At 64.5% G+C, this 16,027-nt stretch carries 13 protein-coding genes; 4 read left to right on the top strand and 9 right to left on the bottom strand.

The window, feature by feature from the left end; translation table 11 throughout:
- The first annotated feature begins 84 nt into the window (after window positions 1-84).
- On the top strand, window positions 85-1,275 hold the full coding sequence (locus tag ACFVSI_RS18745; RefSeq protein ID WP_387826969.1) for an NADP-dependent malic enzyme: 1,191 nt from the start codon (window positions 85-87) through the stop codon (window positions 1,273-1,275).
- A gap of 105 nt (window positions 1,276-1,380) precedes the next feature.
- Entirely contained in the window at window positions 1,381-1,890 is a 510-nt protein-coding gene (locus ACFVSI_RS18740; RefSeq protein WP_387826967.1) for a DUF456 domain-containing protein, read from the top strand.
- 74 nt (window positions 1,891-1,964) lie between these two features.
- Here the strand turns inward: ACFVSI_RS18740 and ACFVSI_RS18735 are convergent, their stop codons facing one another.
- Window positions 1,965-2,912: a polysaccharide deacetylase gene (locus ACFVSI_RS18735; protein ID WP_387826964.1), complete on the bottom strand. Its 948-nt coding sequence runs from the start codon at window positions 2,910-2,912 to the stop codon at window positions 1,965-1,967.
- A complete protein-coding gene (locus ACFVSI_RS18730; protein WP_387826961.1) occupies window positions 2,909-4,456 on the bottom strand; it encodes a purine-cytosine permease family protein in 1,548 nt (515 codons plus the stop codon). The genes ACFVSI_RS18735 and ACFVSI_RS18730 overlap by 4 nt, the downstream gene beginning before the upstream one ends.
- 107 nt (window positions 4,457-4,563) lie before the next feature.
- On the opposite strand from ACFVSI_RS18730, the gene ACFVSI_RS18725 reads away from it, so the two are divergent.
- Window positions 4,564-6,042 carry a PucR family transcriptional regulator ligand-binding domain-containing protein gene (locus tag ACFVSI_RS18725; protein ID WP_387826958.1) on the top strand — a complete coding sequence of 493 codons (1,479 nt, stop codon included), beginning with the start codon at window positions 4,564-4,566 and terminating at the stop codon, window positions 6,040-6,042.
- Between the two features lie 92 nt (window positions 6,043-6,134).
- Here ACFVSI_RS18725 and purU read toward each other — a convergent pair whose 3' ends face one another.
- From purU to glyA, 7 genes are read right to left on the bottom strand one after another with little or no spacing between them, the layout of a single operon-like run.
- A complete protein-coding gene (gene purU / locus ACFVSI_RS18720) occupies window positions 6,135-7,034 on the bottom strand; it encodes a formyltetrahydrofolate deformylase (RefSeq protein WP_387826955.1) in 900 nt (299 codons plus the stop codon).
- Window positions 7,035-7,036: 2 nt separating this feature from the next.
- Window positions 7,037-8,428 carry an L-serine ammonia-lyase gene (locus ACFVSI_RS18715; RefSeq protein WP_144662192.1) on the bottom strand — a complete coding sequence of 464 codons (1,392 nt, stop codon included), beginning with the start codon at window positions 8,426-8,428 and terminating at the stop codon, window positions 7,037-7,039.
- Window positions 8,428-9,066 (bottom strand): sarcosine oxidase subunit gamma, encoded by a 639-nt coding sequence (locus tag ACFVSI_RS18710; protein ID WP_387826952.1) that lies wholly within the window; start codon window positions 9,064-9,066, stop codon window positions 8,428-8,430. The genes ACFVSI_RS18715 and ACFVSI_RS18710 overlap by 1 nt, the downstream gene beginning before the upstream one ends.
- Complete coding sequence (locus ACFVSI_RS18705; RefSeq protein WP_387826950.1) at window positions 9,059-12,004, bottom strand: 2Fe-2S iron-sulfur cluster-binding protein; 2,946 nt, start codon at window positions 12,002-12,004, stop codon at window positions 9,059-9,061. Before ACFVSI_RS18705 ends, ACFVSI_RS18710 begins: the two co-directional genes overlap by 8 nt.
- Entirely contained in the window at window positions 12,001-12,366 is a 366-nt protein-coding gene (locus tag ACFVSI_RS18700) for a sarcosine oxidase subunit delta (protein WP_387826948.1), read from the bottom strand. The genes ACFVSI_RS18705 and ACFVSI_RS18700 overlap by 4 nt, the downstream gene beginning before the upstream one ends.
- A 17-nt stretch (window positions 12,367-12,383) precedes the next feature.
- Window positions 12,384-13,604, bottom strand: a complete 1,221-nt coding sequence (locus tag ACFVSI_RS18695; protein WP_387826946.1) for a sarcosine oxidase subunit beta family protein — start codon at window positions 13,602-13,604, stop codon at window positions 12,384-12,386.
- Window positions 13,601-14,944: a serine hydroxymethyltransferase gene (glyA, locus tag ACFVSI_RS18690; protein WP_387826943.1), complete on the bottom strand. Its 1,344-nt coding sequence runs from the start codon at window positions 14,942-14,944 to the stop codon at window positions 13,601-13,603. Before glyA ends, ACFVSI_RS18695 begins: the two co-directional genes overlap by 4 nt.
- Before the next feature lie 152 nt (window positions 14,945-15,096).
- On the opposite strand from glyA, the gene ACFVSI_RS18685 reads away from it, so the two are divergent.
- A complete protein-coding gene (locus ACFVSI_RS18685; RefSeq protein WP_387826940.1) occupies window positions 15,097-15,768 on the top strand; it encodes a GntR family transcriptional regulator in 672 nt (223 codons plus the stop codon).
- Window positions 15,769-16,027: the final 259 nt, after the last annotated feature.

Below are 16,027 nucleotides of genomic sequence, written 5' to 3'. Positions count from 1 at the left end.
ACCAGCCACCCTTGGTCCGCACAGCAGTTCTGTTCCTGCCCGAACCATGCCGTGGGTCCACGGCTAGCCTGAGGAGACAAAGACGTGTCCATCGAGACAATTGCAACTGACAACGACGCCCTGGTACTGAGCGAAGAAGAGATCTTCGCAGCCCACGAGGGCGGCAAGCTGACCATTTCCAGCACCGTTCCTCTGAACAACAAGCGTGACCTCTCCATCGCCTACACCCCGGGTGTGGCCCAGGTGAGCCGTGCCATCCACGCCGACCCCAAGCTCGCCCGCACCCACACTTGGGCTGAGCGCCTTGTTGTCGTGGTCAGCGATGGCACTGCCGTGCTGGGCCTCGGCAACATCGGCCCGAGCGCCTCGCTGCCGGTCATGGAGGGCAAGTCCGCCCTGTTCAAGTCCTTCGGCGACCTCGACTCCATTCCGCTGGTCCTGAACACCACTGATGTTGACGAGATCATCGAAACCCTGGTCCGCCTCCGCCCGAGCTTCGGCGCAGTGAACCTTGAGGACATCTCCGCACCCCGCTGCTTCGAACTTGAAGAGCGCCTCATCGAAGCCCTCGACTGCCCGGTCATGCACGATGACCAGCACGGTACCGCCGTCGTGGTTCTCGCTGCCCTGACCAACGCGGCCAAGGTGACCAACCGCGAACTGAAGGGCTTGAAGGTAGTTGTCTCCGGTGCCGGTGCCGCTGGCATCGCCATCGCCGAGATCCTCCTGGCCGTTGGCATCGAGGACGTGATCCTCCTTGACTCCAAGGGTGTGGTCAACGCCGAGCGTGCCGATCTCGCCGCCGACCCCACCAGCGTCAAGGCCCGCATGGCCCAGCGCACCAACCCCCGCGGCGTCACCGGCGGCCCGGGCGAGGGACTGACGGGCGCTGACGTGTTCGTCGGTGTTTCCTCCTCCAAGCTGGACGAAGAGCACCTGAAGCTCATGAACGACCAGTCGATCGTGTTCGCACTGTCCAACCCGGACCCGGAAGTCCTGCCCGAGGTTGCTCAGCAGTACGCAGCCGTTGTTGCCACCGGCCGCAGCGACTTCCCGAACCAGATCAACAATGTCCTGGCCTTCCCCGGCATCTTCCGCGGTGCACTGGACGCCAAGGCGCGCCGGATCACGCCTGCCATGAAGATCGCCGCTGCCAACGCCATTGCCGAGCTGGCCGCCGAAGACCTCTCCGCGGACTACATCGTGCCGAGCCCGCTCGACGCCCGCGTGGCTCCTGCGGTCACCGCGGCTGTTGCTGCTGCTGTCACCGAGTAGCGGCCACCAAAGCAAGGCCGACGACGGCGACGCCTCCCGTGCTGGGGAGCGTCGCCGTCGTTCTTGTTGGGGGTCCACGGAAAAGCGGCTCATAGACTTGGGGCCATGAACGCCGAACTTATCGTGACCATCCTGTGTGGCCTGGCCATCGCCGTGGGCGTGGTCGGAACCATCATTCCCGTATTGCCGGGCAGCATCCTCATCGGCGCCAGCCTGCTGGCGTGGGCTATCTGGGGTGGTGCCGGGCCGATGGGCTGGGTGATCTTCGCCATCGGCATGGTGTTTGTCGTGGCGGGGATGGCCGCCAGCGCTGTGTTGACCGGGCGCAAGATGAAACAGCACGGAATCCCCAACAGGTCGGTGTTGATCGGGATTGTCCTCGGGGTAGTGGGAATGTTCGTTATCCCGGTGGTGGGGCTGTTCGTGGGTTTCGCCGTCGGGCTTCTGCTGAGTGAGGTTCAGCGGACCCGGAACTTTAAGGCCGCCCTGCGCTCAAGCGGGGCGGCGCTCAAGGCGACGGGCATCGGCATGCTGGTGGAGTTTGCCCTGGCCTGCGCTGCCGCGAGTACGTGGATCATCGGCGTCTGGGTGGAGGCTGTGTACGGCGGCCCCTGACGGCCCGCCGAGATGGCACTTAATGACAATCCCGCGCCTCCGGACTGTCATCAAATGCCATCTCGGCGCTGGGGCTAGTGGAGGGTGGGCACTTGAACCCGTGCCGGGCGGAAAGTTGCTCCTGCCCCGGGGAAGAGGGGGACATCGATCCGCGCATGCGTGTGGATCTCCTGCACTGTGTCCTTGGTGTGCTGCGCGATCTCCGCAAGGGTTGTCACCCACATGCCGTCCAAACCCTTGACCCGTTCGATCAGTTGCTCCAATGCCACAGCACGGGATGGCCTGCCTGAAATGAACGGGTGGTTCGTAAGGACAAAGCAGTTGCCTTGGGAGTGGTGGGCTTGTGCTTCGAGGGTCCACATTTCCAAGGCCTTGGCAGGGCTTTCAATAACGCCGCTGCCCGTGACGCCGGGGTAGAAGCCGTACTGCTCCCAGTCATCCAGGGCCCAGTCCACGGGAATTTCGACGATATCCCGGGAGTCATCTTCGGCGACGGCCATTCTGTAGGGGGCATCGCCGTCGAGCAGGCTCGAATCGTAAAGGAAGCCACGGTCCGCAAGGAGAGCCGGTGACTGCCAGTTCAACTCCCACCACGGTGCGCGGTAACCAACGGGACGGACGCCGGCGACGCTGGCCAACGCTTCAAGGCCGCGGTCCAGGTAGCTGGCCTCCGTGGCCGCGTCGATTCCCTGCATGGGCTCGTGGAGGTAGCCGTGATGGGCGATCTCGTGACCCCCATCGGCGATCCTGCGCACGACATCCGGGTAGCTTTCCGCCGTGAAGCCCGGGATGAAGAACGTTCCCTTGACGTCCTGGCGGTCCAGGATCTGCAGCAAGCGTGAAACAGCGATCTTTGGGCCATACGACTGGTGGCTCATGAGGGACATGCGCTTGGTGCTGGAGGGATCGTGGGCGATGGTGCAGGACTCGGCGTCGACATCGAAAGTGAAGGACGCCGCAGCCCGGTAGTACCCGGGCCAAGTGATGGGGTGGAGGGAATCAGCGAAAGCGGGCTGGTTCATGCTGTGGTCCTTTCAACGGCCGGGGCGGCGGGCGCAGGCTGCGTAACGGATACGTGGTTTGAGTCGGCCAGAAGATACTTCTTGTGCGCCTGCGGGCCAAGGACTGCGTACACAAGTGCGCTGGTGAGTCCGCCGGCGAGCCAGGAGAGGTCCCAGCCGCCCAGGGCAACAGCGATCGGTCCTTGCATGGCCGGAACAAGGCCGTACATGAACAGCCAGGTGGAGAAGATGCCCGCCAGGAGCGAGACGATTCCTGCCCAGTTGACCACCGGCAACCGGTGCGTGCCGACGGGGTCGAAGAGACGATCCACCCTGGCTGGCCAGCGACGGTCCAGCCAGAAGTAGTGCACCAGCATGACCCCGCCCCAGGCGGCTACCCACGCCACCAGCCCAATGAGCCAGGCATCGAGCACTGCAGCGAAGTCCTCCTGGAAGATGAAGAACACGACGGCGATGAGCGAGAAGACGCCGACGAACAGGTTGAGCTTGCGGCGGCTGATCTTGATGTCCAAAGCCTGCGTCGCCACGGAGAACGTGTAGATGTTGAGGATGTTCGTGGCAATGGGTCCGTGCAGCACCATGAGCAGAACGGGCAACGCCATGACGCCGAAGTTCTGCACGATCAGCTTGCCGGGATCGATTTCGCCGCTGTTGGTCGCCAGACTTGCCCCAAGGACGCCCAACCACACAACGGGGATGAACTGGCCAAGCACGGAGGCGAGGTAGACCTTGCGCTTGGGAACGGAGGTGCTGACAAAGCGTGAGTAGTCTGCTGCGTAGGTAAACCAGGTGATGCCCCAGCCGATACCGATGGCAGTCATGACGGCGCTCATGGCCGCAATCCTCTCGGAGCCTTCCAGGATGTTGCCGGCTGGGCCGGCATAGCCCCAGTCGATCTTCATCCCGAACCAGGCAACAGCTGACATGACGGCGAGGATGAGGATGGTGGGCGGAACCGTCCACTTCTCGAAGGCTGCGATGGCTTTGTAACCGAACCAGGCAATTGCCACCTGTGCTGCCATGATGGCCGTCGCGACGCCGATTTTCCAGGCATAGTTCTTGGCGTCAGGGTCGACCCAGCCAAGGGTGCCGAAGAGGGCCATCACCAGGTCCAGGATGATCCATGTGTTGACGGCGCACCAGCCGATCACCAGGAGGGCCTGGATGGCCGCGGGAAGGTAGTTGCCGCGTCGGCCGAAGGCAGCACGGGCCAGGACCATGCCGGTGGCTCCGGTCTTCTGGCCCAGGAGGACGAAACAGCCGAACAGGAGCATGCCGATCAGGTTTCCCAGGACCAGGACGATCACCGTGTCGGCGAAACCGAGACCCAGATGGATGCCAAGTGCACCCAGGACCCAGTTGATCGGGGCGAGGTTGGCGCCGGCCCAAATCCAGAACTGTCCGGAAACTTTTCGCGTGCGGTCGGATTCGGGGATGGGCTGGAGCCAGGCTTCGCTGTCATGACCCGGCGCCGTTGCCGGACCTGACTGCGTTGAGCCCGATGGGGATGGGGTGGAAGACGCGGGGGAGAGGTTGTCTTGCATGGGAGAGCCTCCGTGTGTGAAAGGGACTCTTCCAGAGTATGTGGGTCAGATCACAGCAACAAGATACGATGTGTCTAAACAAAATGCCAATGACCATACGGAGTGTCATGCCTATCCTCCTGAAGACCGTGTTGGAGTATGAAAGCGTCAAAGGCGCCGATCCGCGCCTCCTCAACCAGATCCCTGGGTCTCTCGACAGGCCCGTCAGGTGGGTGCACTCAAGCGAAGTGCTTGATATCGCTCCTCTGCTCAGCGGCGGAGAACTGCTCCTCAGCGGCGGGCAGGCGCTCGCGGTCGCGGGAGAAGAACGACAATCTGACTACGTGCGGGAACTGGCCGGGCGAGGGATAGCCGCGCTGGCGCTCGAAACCGGCCCGGCACTGCCCGAAGTCCCGGCCGCCATGGTGGAGGTTGCCGAGGCTGCAGGGCTGCCCGTGATCGAACTGCGCAAGGTAGTCCCGTTCGTTGGCGTGATGCAGGAAATCAATTCGCTCCTCGTGAGCGAATCTGTGGACTACCTCCAACGTGGTGATCAGGCCAGCCACGCCATGGCCGCTGAACTGGCCCACGGCGCCGGCCTCGACCAGCTGCTGGCTGTCCTGGCGGAAAAGACAGGTGCCGGCGCGCGGTTGCTGTCGCCGTCGGGCCTGACGCTCGGGGCCGCCGGTTCCTTCGACGACGCCGGCGACGTCACCTCCGTCGACGTGCCAGTGCGTGGCGTGCTTGCGGCCAGGCTCGACCTGCACGTGCCCGACGGCGGTGACAGCGCCCTGGCGCGCGTGGCCGGCGAACGGTCCGTGGACATTCTCGGGTTGGCACTGCTCCAACGCATGCCACCGGGCCTGAAGGAATTGGCGGGCATCGAGCTCATGAGGGCCATCAACTCGGGAAGCCAGCAGTGGCAGTTGCAGCAGCTGGGGCCGGCGTCGGGGTTTACCGTCGGCGGAGACGTGGCAGCCATGGTGATCCGGTCCACGGGTGCGGGGCATCTGCGTCCCGCCCTGGATGCGCTGCTTAGGGAGTGTGTCCCCCATAGCGCCAGTTATGCCAACAATGCTGAACTGATCGCGCTGGTGTCCCTTGCCAGCGGAAGTTCCCAGCGTCAGGCCTTGGTGCAGGCCCTGCGCTGGCTGGACGTGCCGGTGGGATCTGTGACGGCTGTTGGCCCCCTGGCCAGGGGGATCGGTGAAGCGGCGTGGTCCCTGGCCGAAGCCCGCAGGGCGCTCGAACTCACGGTCTCAGGAACGGAAGAGGTCGCGGGAACAGGTGTAGTGGACGCTGACATCCTCGCCGTGGAACTCCTTGCGGCCGGTTCGCTGGACCCGACCACCCGCGAAGCCTTTGTACAGCGGCAGCTGGGTGCCGTCGTCGACCATGACCGCCTGAAGAAGTCCGAGCTGGTGCGGACGCTGACCGTCTGGCTGGACACCGGATGCAACACGGCACAAGCGGCACGCGAACTGCATCTGGAACGGCAGTCAATGCATCACCGGCTGCAACGGATCTTCGAGCTCTGCGGTGGTGACCCGCGGGGTACGGGCCGCCTGGCGGGGTTGCATCTCGCTACGCGGTTGGCGCGGCTGTAACCCCCACTTACCCCCACCGCGAGATGGCATTTAATGACAATGCGAGGCACTCGGATTGTCATCAAATGCCATCTCGGCGTGCAAGCAAGGCCCTACTTCAGCACGATCGTCCTGTTCCCATTTAGGATGATCCGCCCTTCGCAGTGCCAACGAACGGCGTTGCTGAGGGCCTTGCATTCGGTGTCCCGGCCGGCGGCTACGAGATCGTCCGGCCCGAACGTGTGGTCCACTTCCACTACCTGCTGGGCGATGATGGGACCCTCATCCAGTTCGCCGTTGACATAGTGGGCTGTGGCACCCACGGTTTTCACACCCCGCGCGTAAGCCTGGTGGTAGGGCTTGGCGCCCTTGAAGCTCGGCAGGAACGAGTGGTGGATGTTGATGGCGCGGCCATCGAGCTTGCGTGCCAGATCATCGCTGAGGACCTGCATGTAGCGGGCCAGCACAACCAGCTCAACGTCCAGTTCATCGATGATCTCCAGCAGCCGTCCCTCTGCGGCGGGCTTCGTGGCAGCGGTGACGGGCACATGGAAGAAGGGGATGCCGTGCCACTCGGCCAACCCCTGGTGGTCGGTGTGGTTGGACACGACGCCCACCACATCGATGGGAAGCTCACCGATCCGCGCCCGGAACAGGAGATCGTTCAGGCAGTGTCCGAACTTGGACACCATGATCAGCACGCGCCGCTTGGATCCCTGGCGTTCAAGCTGCCAGTTCATGCCGTACTTCTCGCCGACCGGGCAGAACGCGGCACGCAGGGTCTCCAGCGTGGACTCGTCCCCTGACGAGGCGAAATGGACACGCATGAAGAAGTGGCCTTCGGCGCGGTCACCGAACTGCTTGTTGTCGATGATGTCGCAGCCGTGTTCCAGCAGGAAGCCGGAAACGGCATGCACGATTCCGGGACCCTCAGGGCAGTCCAGGGTCAGGACGTGCTCCACAGTGGTGTCCCCGCCGGAAGGAACGGCGGTTTCAGTTTGAATGGCAGTCATGGTCAGCACTCCACTACGTTGACGGCGAGGCCTCCACGGGAGGTCTCTTTGTACTTGGATTTCATGTCGGCGCCTGTTTCGCGCATGGTCTTGATCGCCTTGTCCAAGGACACTTTGTGGCTGCCATCGCCGTGCAGGGCAAGCCGGGCGGCGTTGATGGCCTTGACGCTGGCGATGGCGTTGCGTTCGATGCACGGGATCTGAACCAGCCCGCCCACGGGATCGCAGGTGAGGCCCAGGTTGTGCTCGATGCCCACTTCGGCAGCATTTTCCACCTGTTCCGGCGTCCCGCCGAGGACTTCGCAGAGCCCGGCAGCAGCCATGGAGCAGGCAGAACCCACCTCACCTTGGCAGCCCACCTCGGCACCTGAGATGGAAGCGTTGATTTTGAACAGGATTCCGACGGCGGCCGCCGCCAGCAGGAACCGTACGACGCCGTCGTCGTTGGCTCCCGGAACAAACTTGGTGTAGTAGTGCAGCACGGCCGGAACGATGCCCGCTGCCCCGTTGGTAGGCGCAGTGACGATCCTGCCGCCGGCGGCGTTCTCCTCGTTCACGGCAAGGGCGAACAGGTTGACCCATTCCATGGCGAGGAGCGGGTCGGCTGAGTTCGCGCCGTTCAGGTCGGCATCGGTTTCGGACAGCTTCTTGAACAACGACGGCGCCCGTCGCCTGACCTTCAGGCCTCCCGGCAGGATGCCCTCGGCTGAGCAGCCGTTGTCCACGCATTCGCGCATGACGGCCCAGATGCCCAGGAGCCGCTCCCGAAGTTCTTCCTCGGAACGCCACACGAGTTCGTTGGCCAGCATGATGTCGGAGATCGACTTGCCCTCGCGTTCGCAGATGGCCAGCAGCTCATCAGCAGTGGAGAAGGGGTAGGGCAAAACGGTGTCGTCGGCGACGACCTTGTCGGCGCCGGAGGCATCTCCATCCACTACGAAGCCGCCACCGATGGAGTAGTAGCTGCGTTCCCGCAGTACCGTCCCGGTGTGGTCCAAGGCGCGGAAGGTCATGCCGTTGGGGTGGGCCGGAAGGGACTTGCGGCGGTGGAGGACGACGTCCTCATCCCAGTTGAAGTCCACCCGGTGGTCGCCACCCAGCCGCAATTCGGCGTCGAGGGCGGCAGCCGCGACCTGGTCATCCGCCGTGCGGGTGTCCACTGTCTCGGGGGAGTGCCCCTGCAGTCCCAGCACCACGGCCTTGTCCGAGCCGTGGCCCCGGCCGGTGGCGCCCAGGGAGCCGAAAAGCTCAGCCTGGACGCGCACCGTGGCCGGAAGCTGGCCGGACGATTCAAGACCATCCGTGAACTGCTTTGCCGCGCGCATCGGGCCCACTGTGTGTGACGATGACGGTCCGATGCCCACGGAAAACAGGTCAAGCACACTCAGTGCCATTACGGGACCTCAGGAGACGCGTACTCCCGCATGGCGTCCAGGATCCAGCGGCCCAGGAAGTCGGCAAACGAGGCCCGGGGAAGAATCCGGTAGGTCTCGTCCGAGGTCTTCCAGAGGACAACCGGGATGTGGGCGAGTTCCGTGGAAAGGGCGGTCCCGGCTTTGAAGACGCGGGGGTGGAGGTCCAGGGAACACGTCTTCTCCAGCACTGCACGGGCGTGGCTGCCGGAGAGCTCGAACGTGGTGCGGTTGGCGGAAAGATCCACCACCTGGCCGGAGTCGCTGCCCAGGGCAGTGGTCAGGTCGCCCACCAGGGAGCCGCCCAGCGAATCGTGGGACTCTTCGGGAGCCACTACCAGGAACTCGGTGGGGCCGAGCCAAATGGTGCCGGTTGCACCGGCGACTACTACTTCACCGCTGCCGGCAGGCAAGCCGCCGGTCACGGACGCAACCCGGGCACCGGCGTCGGACGCCCTGTCGACGCGCACGCCCACCATGGTCTGGTAAGGAATTTCCGTGAGGGTGACCGTTCCTGGAACGGAACCGGAGGTGAAAGCGTCAGCGAGGTGCTCTGCCGGGCTGCGGCGGGCGCCCCGGAGGCTGCTCACGATTTCTGCGGGTGCTGCTGTTTCAGCCATCTTTGCGGGTCCCTTCAGCATCAAAAAGTACGGTTTCGCCAACAACCACGTCCACCAGCTGGTCTCCGAGGGAAGCCTGGAGGGTCTCGCCGATGCGGTTGCGGCCGTTTTGGATCAGTGCCAGGCCGAAGGAACGGCCAAGGGCGGCGCTGTGGTAACTCGAGGTCACGAAGCCTTCCATGGGAACGGGGCCGTTGGCGGGGTTGACCGCGATGCCCTTCTCCACGAGCTGGGTGCCTTCGGGAAGCCTCAGCGAGTGGTCCGCCGGAAGGACGCTCACCAGGTGCTTGCGGTCCTCGCGGCTGGCGTCCTGGCGGAGGTAGGAACGCTTGCCGATGAAGTCCTTGGCCTTGGAAACAATCCAGTCCATGCCGGCGTCCTGCGGGGTGACCGTGCCGTCAGTGTCCTGGCCGACGATCGGGTAGCCCTTCTCGGCGCGGAGCACGTGCATGGTTTCGGTACCGTACGGGGTGATGTTGAACTCGGCACCGGCGGCAGCAACGGCTTCCCAGGTGTTGAGGCCGTACCAGGACGGCACGTTGATTTCGTAGGCCAGTTCACCGGAGAACGAGATCCGGCAGACGCGGGCCTGCACTCCGGAGGCCAAGGTGGTCTCGCGGAACGTCATGAACGGGAAGTTTTCGGCTTCGAGGCCACCGTTTTCGGCCAGCTGCGGCGCGACCTTCGCGAGGACTGCCCGGGACTTGGGACCGACGACGGCGATGGTGCTCCACTGCTCCGTCACGGAGGTGAAGACCACATCGAGTTCCGGCCACTCCGTCTGGTGCCACTCTTCCAGCCAGTCCAGGACCTTGGCTGCGCCACCGGTGGTGGTGGTCATGAAGTAGGTGTCCTCGTCCAGGCGAAGGGTCACGCCGTCGTCGAAGATCATGCCATCGAGCGTGCACATGACGCCGTAGCGGGCCGATCCGGGAGCGAGCTTCTTGAACGCGTTGGTGTAAACGCGGTTCAGGAACTCACCGGAGTCCTTGCCACGGATTTCGATCTTGCCCAGGGTGGTGGCGTCCATGAAGCCCACGGAGTCGCGGACTGCGGCGCACTCGCGCAGTACCGCGGTGTCCATGTCCTCGCCGTCCTGCGGGTAGTACCAGGGACGCTTCCACTGCCCAACATCTTCGAACAACGCACCCTGGGCAACGTGCCACGGGTGGATGGACGTGACGCGGGCGGGGTCGAAGAGCTCGCCGCGCTGGCGGCCGGCCAAAGCCGCGAAGGCGACCGGGGTGAACGGGGCACGGTACGCGGTGGTGCCGATCTCGCCGATGCCCGGAACAGCGTCCGCGCCACCGTGCTTGAGCGCTGCGGCGATGACGCCGATCGCGTTGACGCCGGAGGTCTTGCCTTGGTCGTTGGCGGTGCTGATGGAGGTGTACCGCTTGACGTGTTCCACCGACCGCATGCCCGCTCCGGTGGAGCGGAGAACGTCGGCCACGGACTGGTCTCGCTGGAAGTCGACAAAGTGGTTGTGCCACTCGCCCGGTTCGCCGGTCTGGCCGGGAACCAGCCAGAGCTGGCGGGTCGGTGCGCCGGCTACCGGGGCCTGCAGCTCGGACGGGGTGGTTGCGGACTCGAAGCCGGCAGCGATCGAAGCCGCTGCGCCAGCGGAGATGCCTTCTGCCAGGCAATCCTGCAGTTCGTAGCTTCCGCGGCCTGCGCCCACAACCTGCTGGTCACGGACCTTAGTGGAAGGGATGAACGCAGCGAGTTCGTCATCCCAGCGCAGCTTGCCTTGGCGCTGGCTGTGGAGGTGGACCACCGGGCTCCAGCCACCGGAAACGGCGAGCAGATCGGCAGCCAGCTGTTCGACGCCCGAGGTGAGTTCGCCGTCGTCGTTGATGCTGCGGACGGTGACGCCGTTCAGGCGACCGTTCCCATCCGCGCTGGTGTCCGCCACGGCGCTGCCGATCAGGACCCGGATACCGCTTTCGACGGCGGCTGCGGCCTTCGCGCTGATCTGCGGACGGGCATCGACGACGGCGGCAACCGGTACGCCTGCTGCCTTCAGGTCCGCGGCAAGTGCGTAAGCGGAGTCGTTGGTGGTGCTGATGACGACGCGCGAACCGGCGGCGACGGCGTAGCGGTTCAAGTAGGTGCGCGCAGCCGAGGCGAGCATGATGCCGGGGCGGTCGTTGTTCTCGAAAACCAATGGACGTTCGTGGGCGCCGGGAGCAAGGACTACCTGTGCAGCACGGATGTGCCAGATCCGCTGGCGCGAGACGCCCGGGGCTGCCGGGACGCTCAGGTGATCGGTGCGGTTCTGGGCCGCGATGACGTAGTTGGAATCGTAGGAGCCGAAGGCTGTGGTCCGGTTCAAGACCGTGCATTCGGCGGCGGAAACGAGTTCGGCCTCGACGTCTGCCACCCATTCGAGGGCAGGCTTGCCTTCGATGGTTTCCTGCAGGCCGGGGGCCGTGGAGCCGGAGAGGAGCGAGCCGCCAAGTTCGGGCTGGTCGTCGATCAGGATGACGCGGGCGCCGGTGCGGACTGCTTCACGTGCTGCTGCCAAGCCGGCGACGCCACCGCCCACCACCAGGACATCGGTGTGGACGTACTTCTTGTCGTACTCTGCCTTGTCCTCGTTGGGGTCCAGCTTGCCCAGGCCGGACAGGAGTTCAATGTCCATGCCATCAACCAGCGAAACTGCGCTTGCCGGGAGCATCGACTCGGCAACGTGGCCCGGGAAGCGGGGTGCGATCTTGACCAAGGCGTTGGACTCTTCCACACCTGCGGCCATGATGCCGCGGGGGCGGTCCTCGTAGAGGGAGTTTCCGGCGTTGATGTGGCCGTTGGCCAGCAGCGCTGACGCAATGGTGTCTCCCGGGTGGCCGGTGAATTCCTGGCCGTCCACCGTGAAGCGCCATGAGATGCTGCGATCGATGCGGCCGCCGGCAGCGAGGCGGGCGTTCTGGCTGCTCACTTCTGGGCTCCTTCCGGGGAGGTGGTTGTGGTGGGGGCGCCTGGGGCCAGGCCGGGTCCGCCGGCTTGGCCTTGTGCTGATTGGCCGGTGGTGTCCGGCCGCGGTGAGCCCATCGCGTAGATGGAGTGGATGTCATAGCTCACGGTGTCGCGGAGCATGTTGAACCACTGGCGGCAACCCGTGCTGTGGACCCAGCGCTCGGCGAAGGTGCCCTTGGTGTTCTCGCGGTAGAACAGGTATTCAGCCCACTCGCGGTCCGTGAGGTCGTTCGGGTTTTCCGGGTAGGGGACGTGTGCCTGTCCGCCGTAGTGGAATTCGGTTTCGTCGCGTGGCCCGCAGTTGGGGCATGAAATGAGGAGCATGTCCTTGCCTTCCTGTCTTAGTGGGCCACGGCTGCGGCGCCGTGTTCGTCGATGAGGGCACCGGTTTCGAAGCGTTCCAGTGCGAACGGGGCGTTGAGCTCGTGCGGTGCTCCCGTGGCGATGGTGTGGGCGAAGGTCAGGCCGGCTGCGGGGGTTCCCTTGAAGCCACCGGTTCCCCAGCCACAGTTGACGAACATGTTCTCCACCGGGGTCACGCCGACGATCGGGGAAGCGTCCAGCGTGGTGTCCACGATGCCGCCCCACGTACGGAGCACGTGTGCCCGGGCGAAGATCGGGAAGAGCTCCACGGCTGCTGCCATCTGCTCTTCGATCACGTGGAAGGAACCGCGCTGGCCGTAGCCGTTGTAGGAGTCGACGCCGGCACCCATGACCAGTTCGCCCTTGTGTGCCTGGGAGACGTACACGTGTACGTGGTTGGACATGACCACCGTCGGGTGGACGGGCTCGTGCAGTTCGGAGACCAATGCCTGCAGCGGGTGGGACTGGATCGGGAGGCGGAAACCGGCCATCTCGGCCAGGACCGAGCTGTGCCCTGCGGCTGCGAGGCCAACCTTTTCCGTGTTGATGGTGCCGCGGGTGGTCTTGACGCCGGTGACGCGGTTGCCGTCCTTGATGAAGCCGGTGACTTCACAGTTCTGGATGATGTCCACGCCCAGCTCGTCGCACTTGCGTGCGAAGGCCCAGGCGACGTGGTCGTGCTTGGCGATGCCTGCGCGCGGCTGGTACGTGGCGCCCATGACGGGGTAGCGGATGTTGTCGCTGATGTTCAGGATGGGGCAGAGTTCCTTGACCTGGTCCGGCTCGAGCCATTCGGCGTCCACACCGTTGAGGCGGTTGGCACCGACGCGCCGCATGCTTTCGCGGACATCACCCAGCGTGTGGGCGAGGTTCATGACACCGCGCTGGCTGAACAGGAAGTCGTACTCGAGTTCCTCGGGAAGGATTTCCCAGAGCTTGAGGGCGTGCTCGTAGATGGCGGCGCTCTCGTCCCAGAGGTAGTTGGAACGGATGATGGTGGTGTTGCGGGCCATGTTGCCACCGGCCAGCCAGCCCTTTTCCAGGATGGCGATGTTGGTCATGCCGTGGTTCTTCGCCAGGAAGTACGCGGTGGCGAGGCCGTGCCCGCCACCGCCGACGATCACTGCGTCGTACGACTTTTTCGGTTCCGGGTTGCGCCAGAGGAAGTCAGGGTGTTCGGGGAGGTGGTCGACACTCACTGGGCTGCTCCAATCATTTCTGCTTCAAGTGCGGATGCGGATCCGCTGGTGGAAAGGTGGGGGTAGAGCGGGAACTTCTCTGCCAGCGCCGTTACGCGGCTGCGGAGTTCGACGGCGGTCTGGTCACCCAGGGTGCCGCTGGCCGCCGAGGCGATCAACGCCGTCGCAATGATGTCTGCAACTTCGGTGAACTCTTCGGCGCCGAAACCGCGGGCGGCCAGTGCCGGGGTGCCGACCCGGAGGCCGGAGGAGACCATCGGCGGGCGGGGGTCGAACGGAACGGCGTTGCGGTTCACGGTGATGCCGATGTGGTGCAGGGCGTCTTCACCTTGCTGACCGTTGAGTTCGGAGTTGCGGAGGTCGACGAGGACCAGGTGCACGTCGGTACCGCCGCTGACGACGGAGATGCCGGCTGCTGCGACGTCTTCCTTGAGGAGGCGGTCAGCAATGATCTTGGAACCTTCAAGGACGCGCTCCTGGCGCTCTTTGAACTCGGGCTCCGCGGCAAACTTGAAGGCTACGGCCTTGGCCGCGATGACGTGTTCCAGCGGTCCGCCCTGCTGGCCGGGGAAGACGGCGGAGTTGACCTTCTTGGCGATGTCGGCGTCGTTGGTCAGGATCACGCCGCCGCGTGGGCCGCCCAAGGTCTTGTGAGTGGTGCTGGTGACAATGTGGGCGTGGGGGACGGGGCTCGGGTGCAGTCCCGTCGCTACCAGGCCGGCGAAGTGGGCCATGTCCACCATGAGGTAGGCGCCCACCAGGTCCGCGATGCGGCGGAACTCGGCGAAGTCCAGCTGGCGGGAGTAGGCGGACCAGCCGGCGACGATCAGCTGCGGCTTGTTCTCAACGGCCAGGCGCTCCACCTCGGCCATGTCCACCGTGTGGGTGTCCTCGCGGACGCCGTAGGGGACGACGTTGTAGAGCTTGCCGGAGAAGTTGATCCGCATGCCGTGGGTCAGGTGGCCGCCATGGGCGAGGTTGAGGCCCATGATGGTGTCGCCCGGCGTGATCAGGGCGTGCATTGCGGCAGCGTTGGCCTGTGCGCCGGAGTGCGGCTGGACGTTGGCGTATTCGGCGCCGAAGAGGGACTTCAGGCGGTCAATGGCGAGCTGTTCGATCACATCAACGTGTTCGCAGCCGCCGTAGTAGCGCTTGCCCGGGTAGCCCTCGGCGTACTTGTTGGTCAGCACCGAGCCCTGGGCCTCCATGACAGCGGTAGGGGCGAAGTTCTCTGAGGCGATCATTTCCAGCGTGGACTGCTGGCGGATCAGTTCCTGGGCGATCGCCTGATCAACCTCCGGGTCCGCCTGGGCGAGCGGGCGGATCAACGGTGCAACCATGGTGTTCTCCTTAGAAGTACGGGTAGTGGCTGACTGTTAGTCAACTAATATATTAGAACTGTTGCCATGGTATGTTGGAGATCACATAGTCGTCAACAGATCTGCTGAAAGTCCTCGTGCAGACTGGGGGGATACGGCGTTGGGAGAAGGCGATGAGCACAGCACTGGAAGCTTTGGAAACAGTCCCGCAGGGTACGTCCCTGGCGGATAACGCCTACCTGCTCCTCCGCGACAGGCTCATCATGCTGGACATCAAGCCCGGCGACCCCATCAACGACGGTCAGGTCGCTGCCGAACTCGGCATTGGTCGAACGCCTGTCCGTGAGGCCATCAAGCGACTTGAGAGCGACCACCTGGTCGTCTCCTACCCCCGCCGTGGCACCTTCGCCACCGGCGTGGACATCACCCAGCTCGCTGAAGTGTCCGAGATCCGCGAGCTCCTGGAGCCCCTCGCATCACGCAAGGCTGCCCGGATGGCCAGCCCAACCATGCGGTCCGAGTTGCGTGACGTCGCTGCCGCCATTCGAGATCTTGAGGGGCAGGATGCGTCCTCGGCCGAACTCATGCGCTACGACATCCAGGTGCACCGGCTCATTTACAAAGCCTCGGCCAATGCCCACCTCGAGGACGTCCTCATCCGCTACGACAACCTCGCGACCCGTATCTGGTGCCACATGCTTGAGAAGATGCCCTCTGTTTCGGGGCACATCTCCGAGCATGCAGAACTCCTGACAGCCATCGCCGACGGAGACGAAGAACTGGCCGCCAAGCTGGCCATGCACCACGTAGTGAGCTTCGAAGAGACCATCCGCAAGGTCCTCTGACCCTCTCTCACATCACCGCGTGTTTGGGGCGCACGCTCGCTCACGTCCCGCGTGTTTGGGGCGCACGCTCGCTCACGTTCCGCGTGTTTGGGGCGCACGCTCGCTCATGATCAGTCCTCCCCGCCAGGCTAAACGCGGCGTGTCAGGCCAACCCCGAATCCCCGTCATTCCGACGCCCCCTGCCAAATCGCTTGCGGTGGACGATATTTGCTAATCGACAGGCCCCAAGCCCGACGTCGGCACCCAGGCCGGGTGCCGA

Source organism: Paenarthrobacter sp. NPDC057981 (genome assembly GCF_042886835.1).
Classification (GTDB): domain Bacteria; phylum Actinomycetota; class Actinomycetes; order Actinomycetales; family Micrococcaceae; genus Arthrobacter.
The sequence above is the reverse complement of the archived record's forward strand: the minus strand, read 5'-3'. Positions and strand labels throughout refer to the sequence as shown.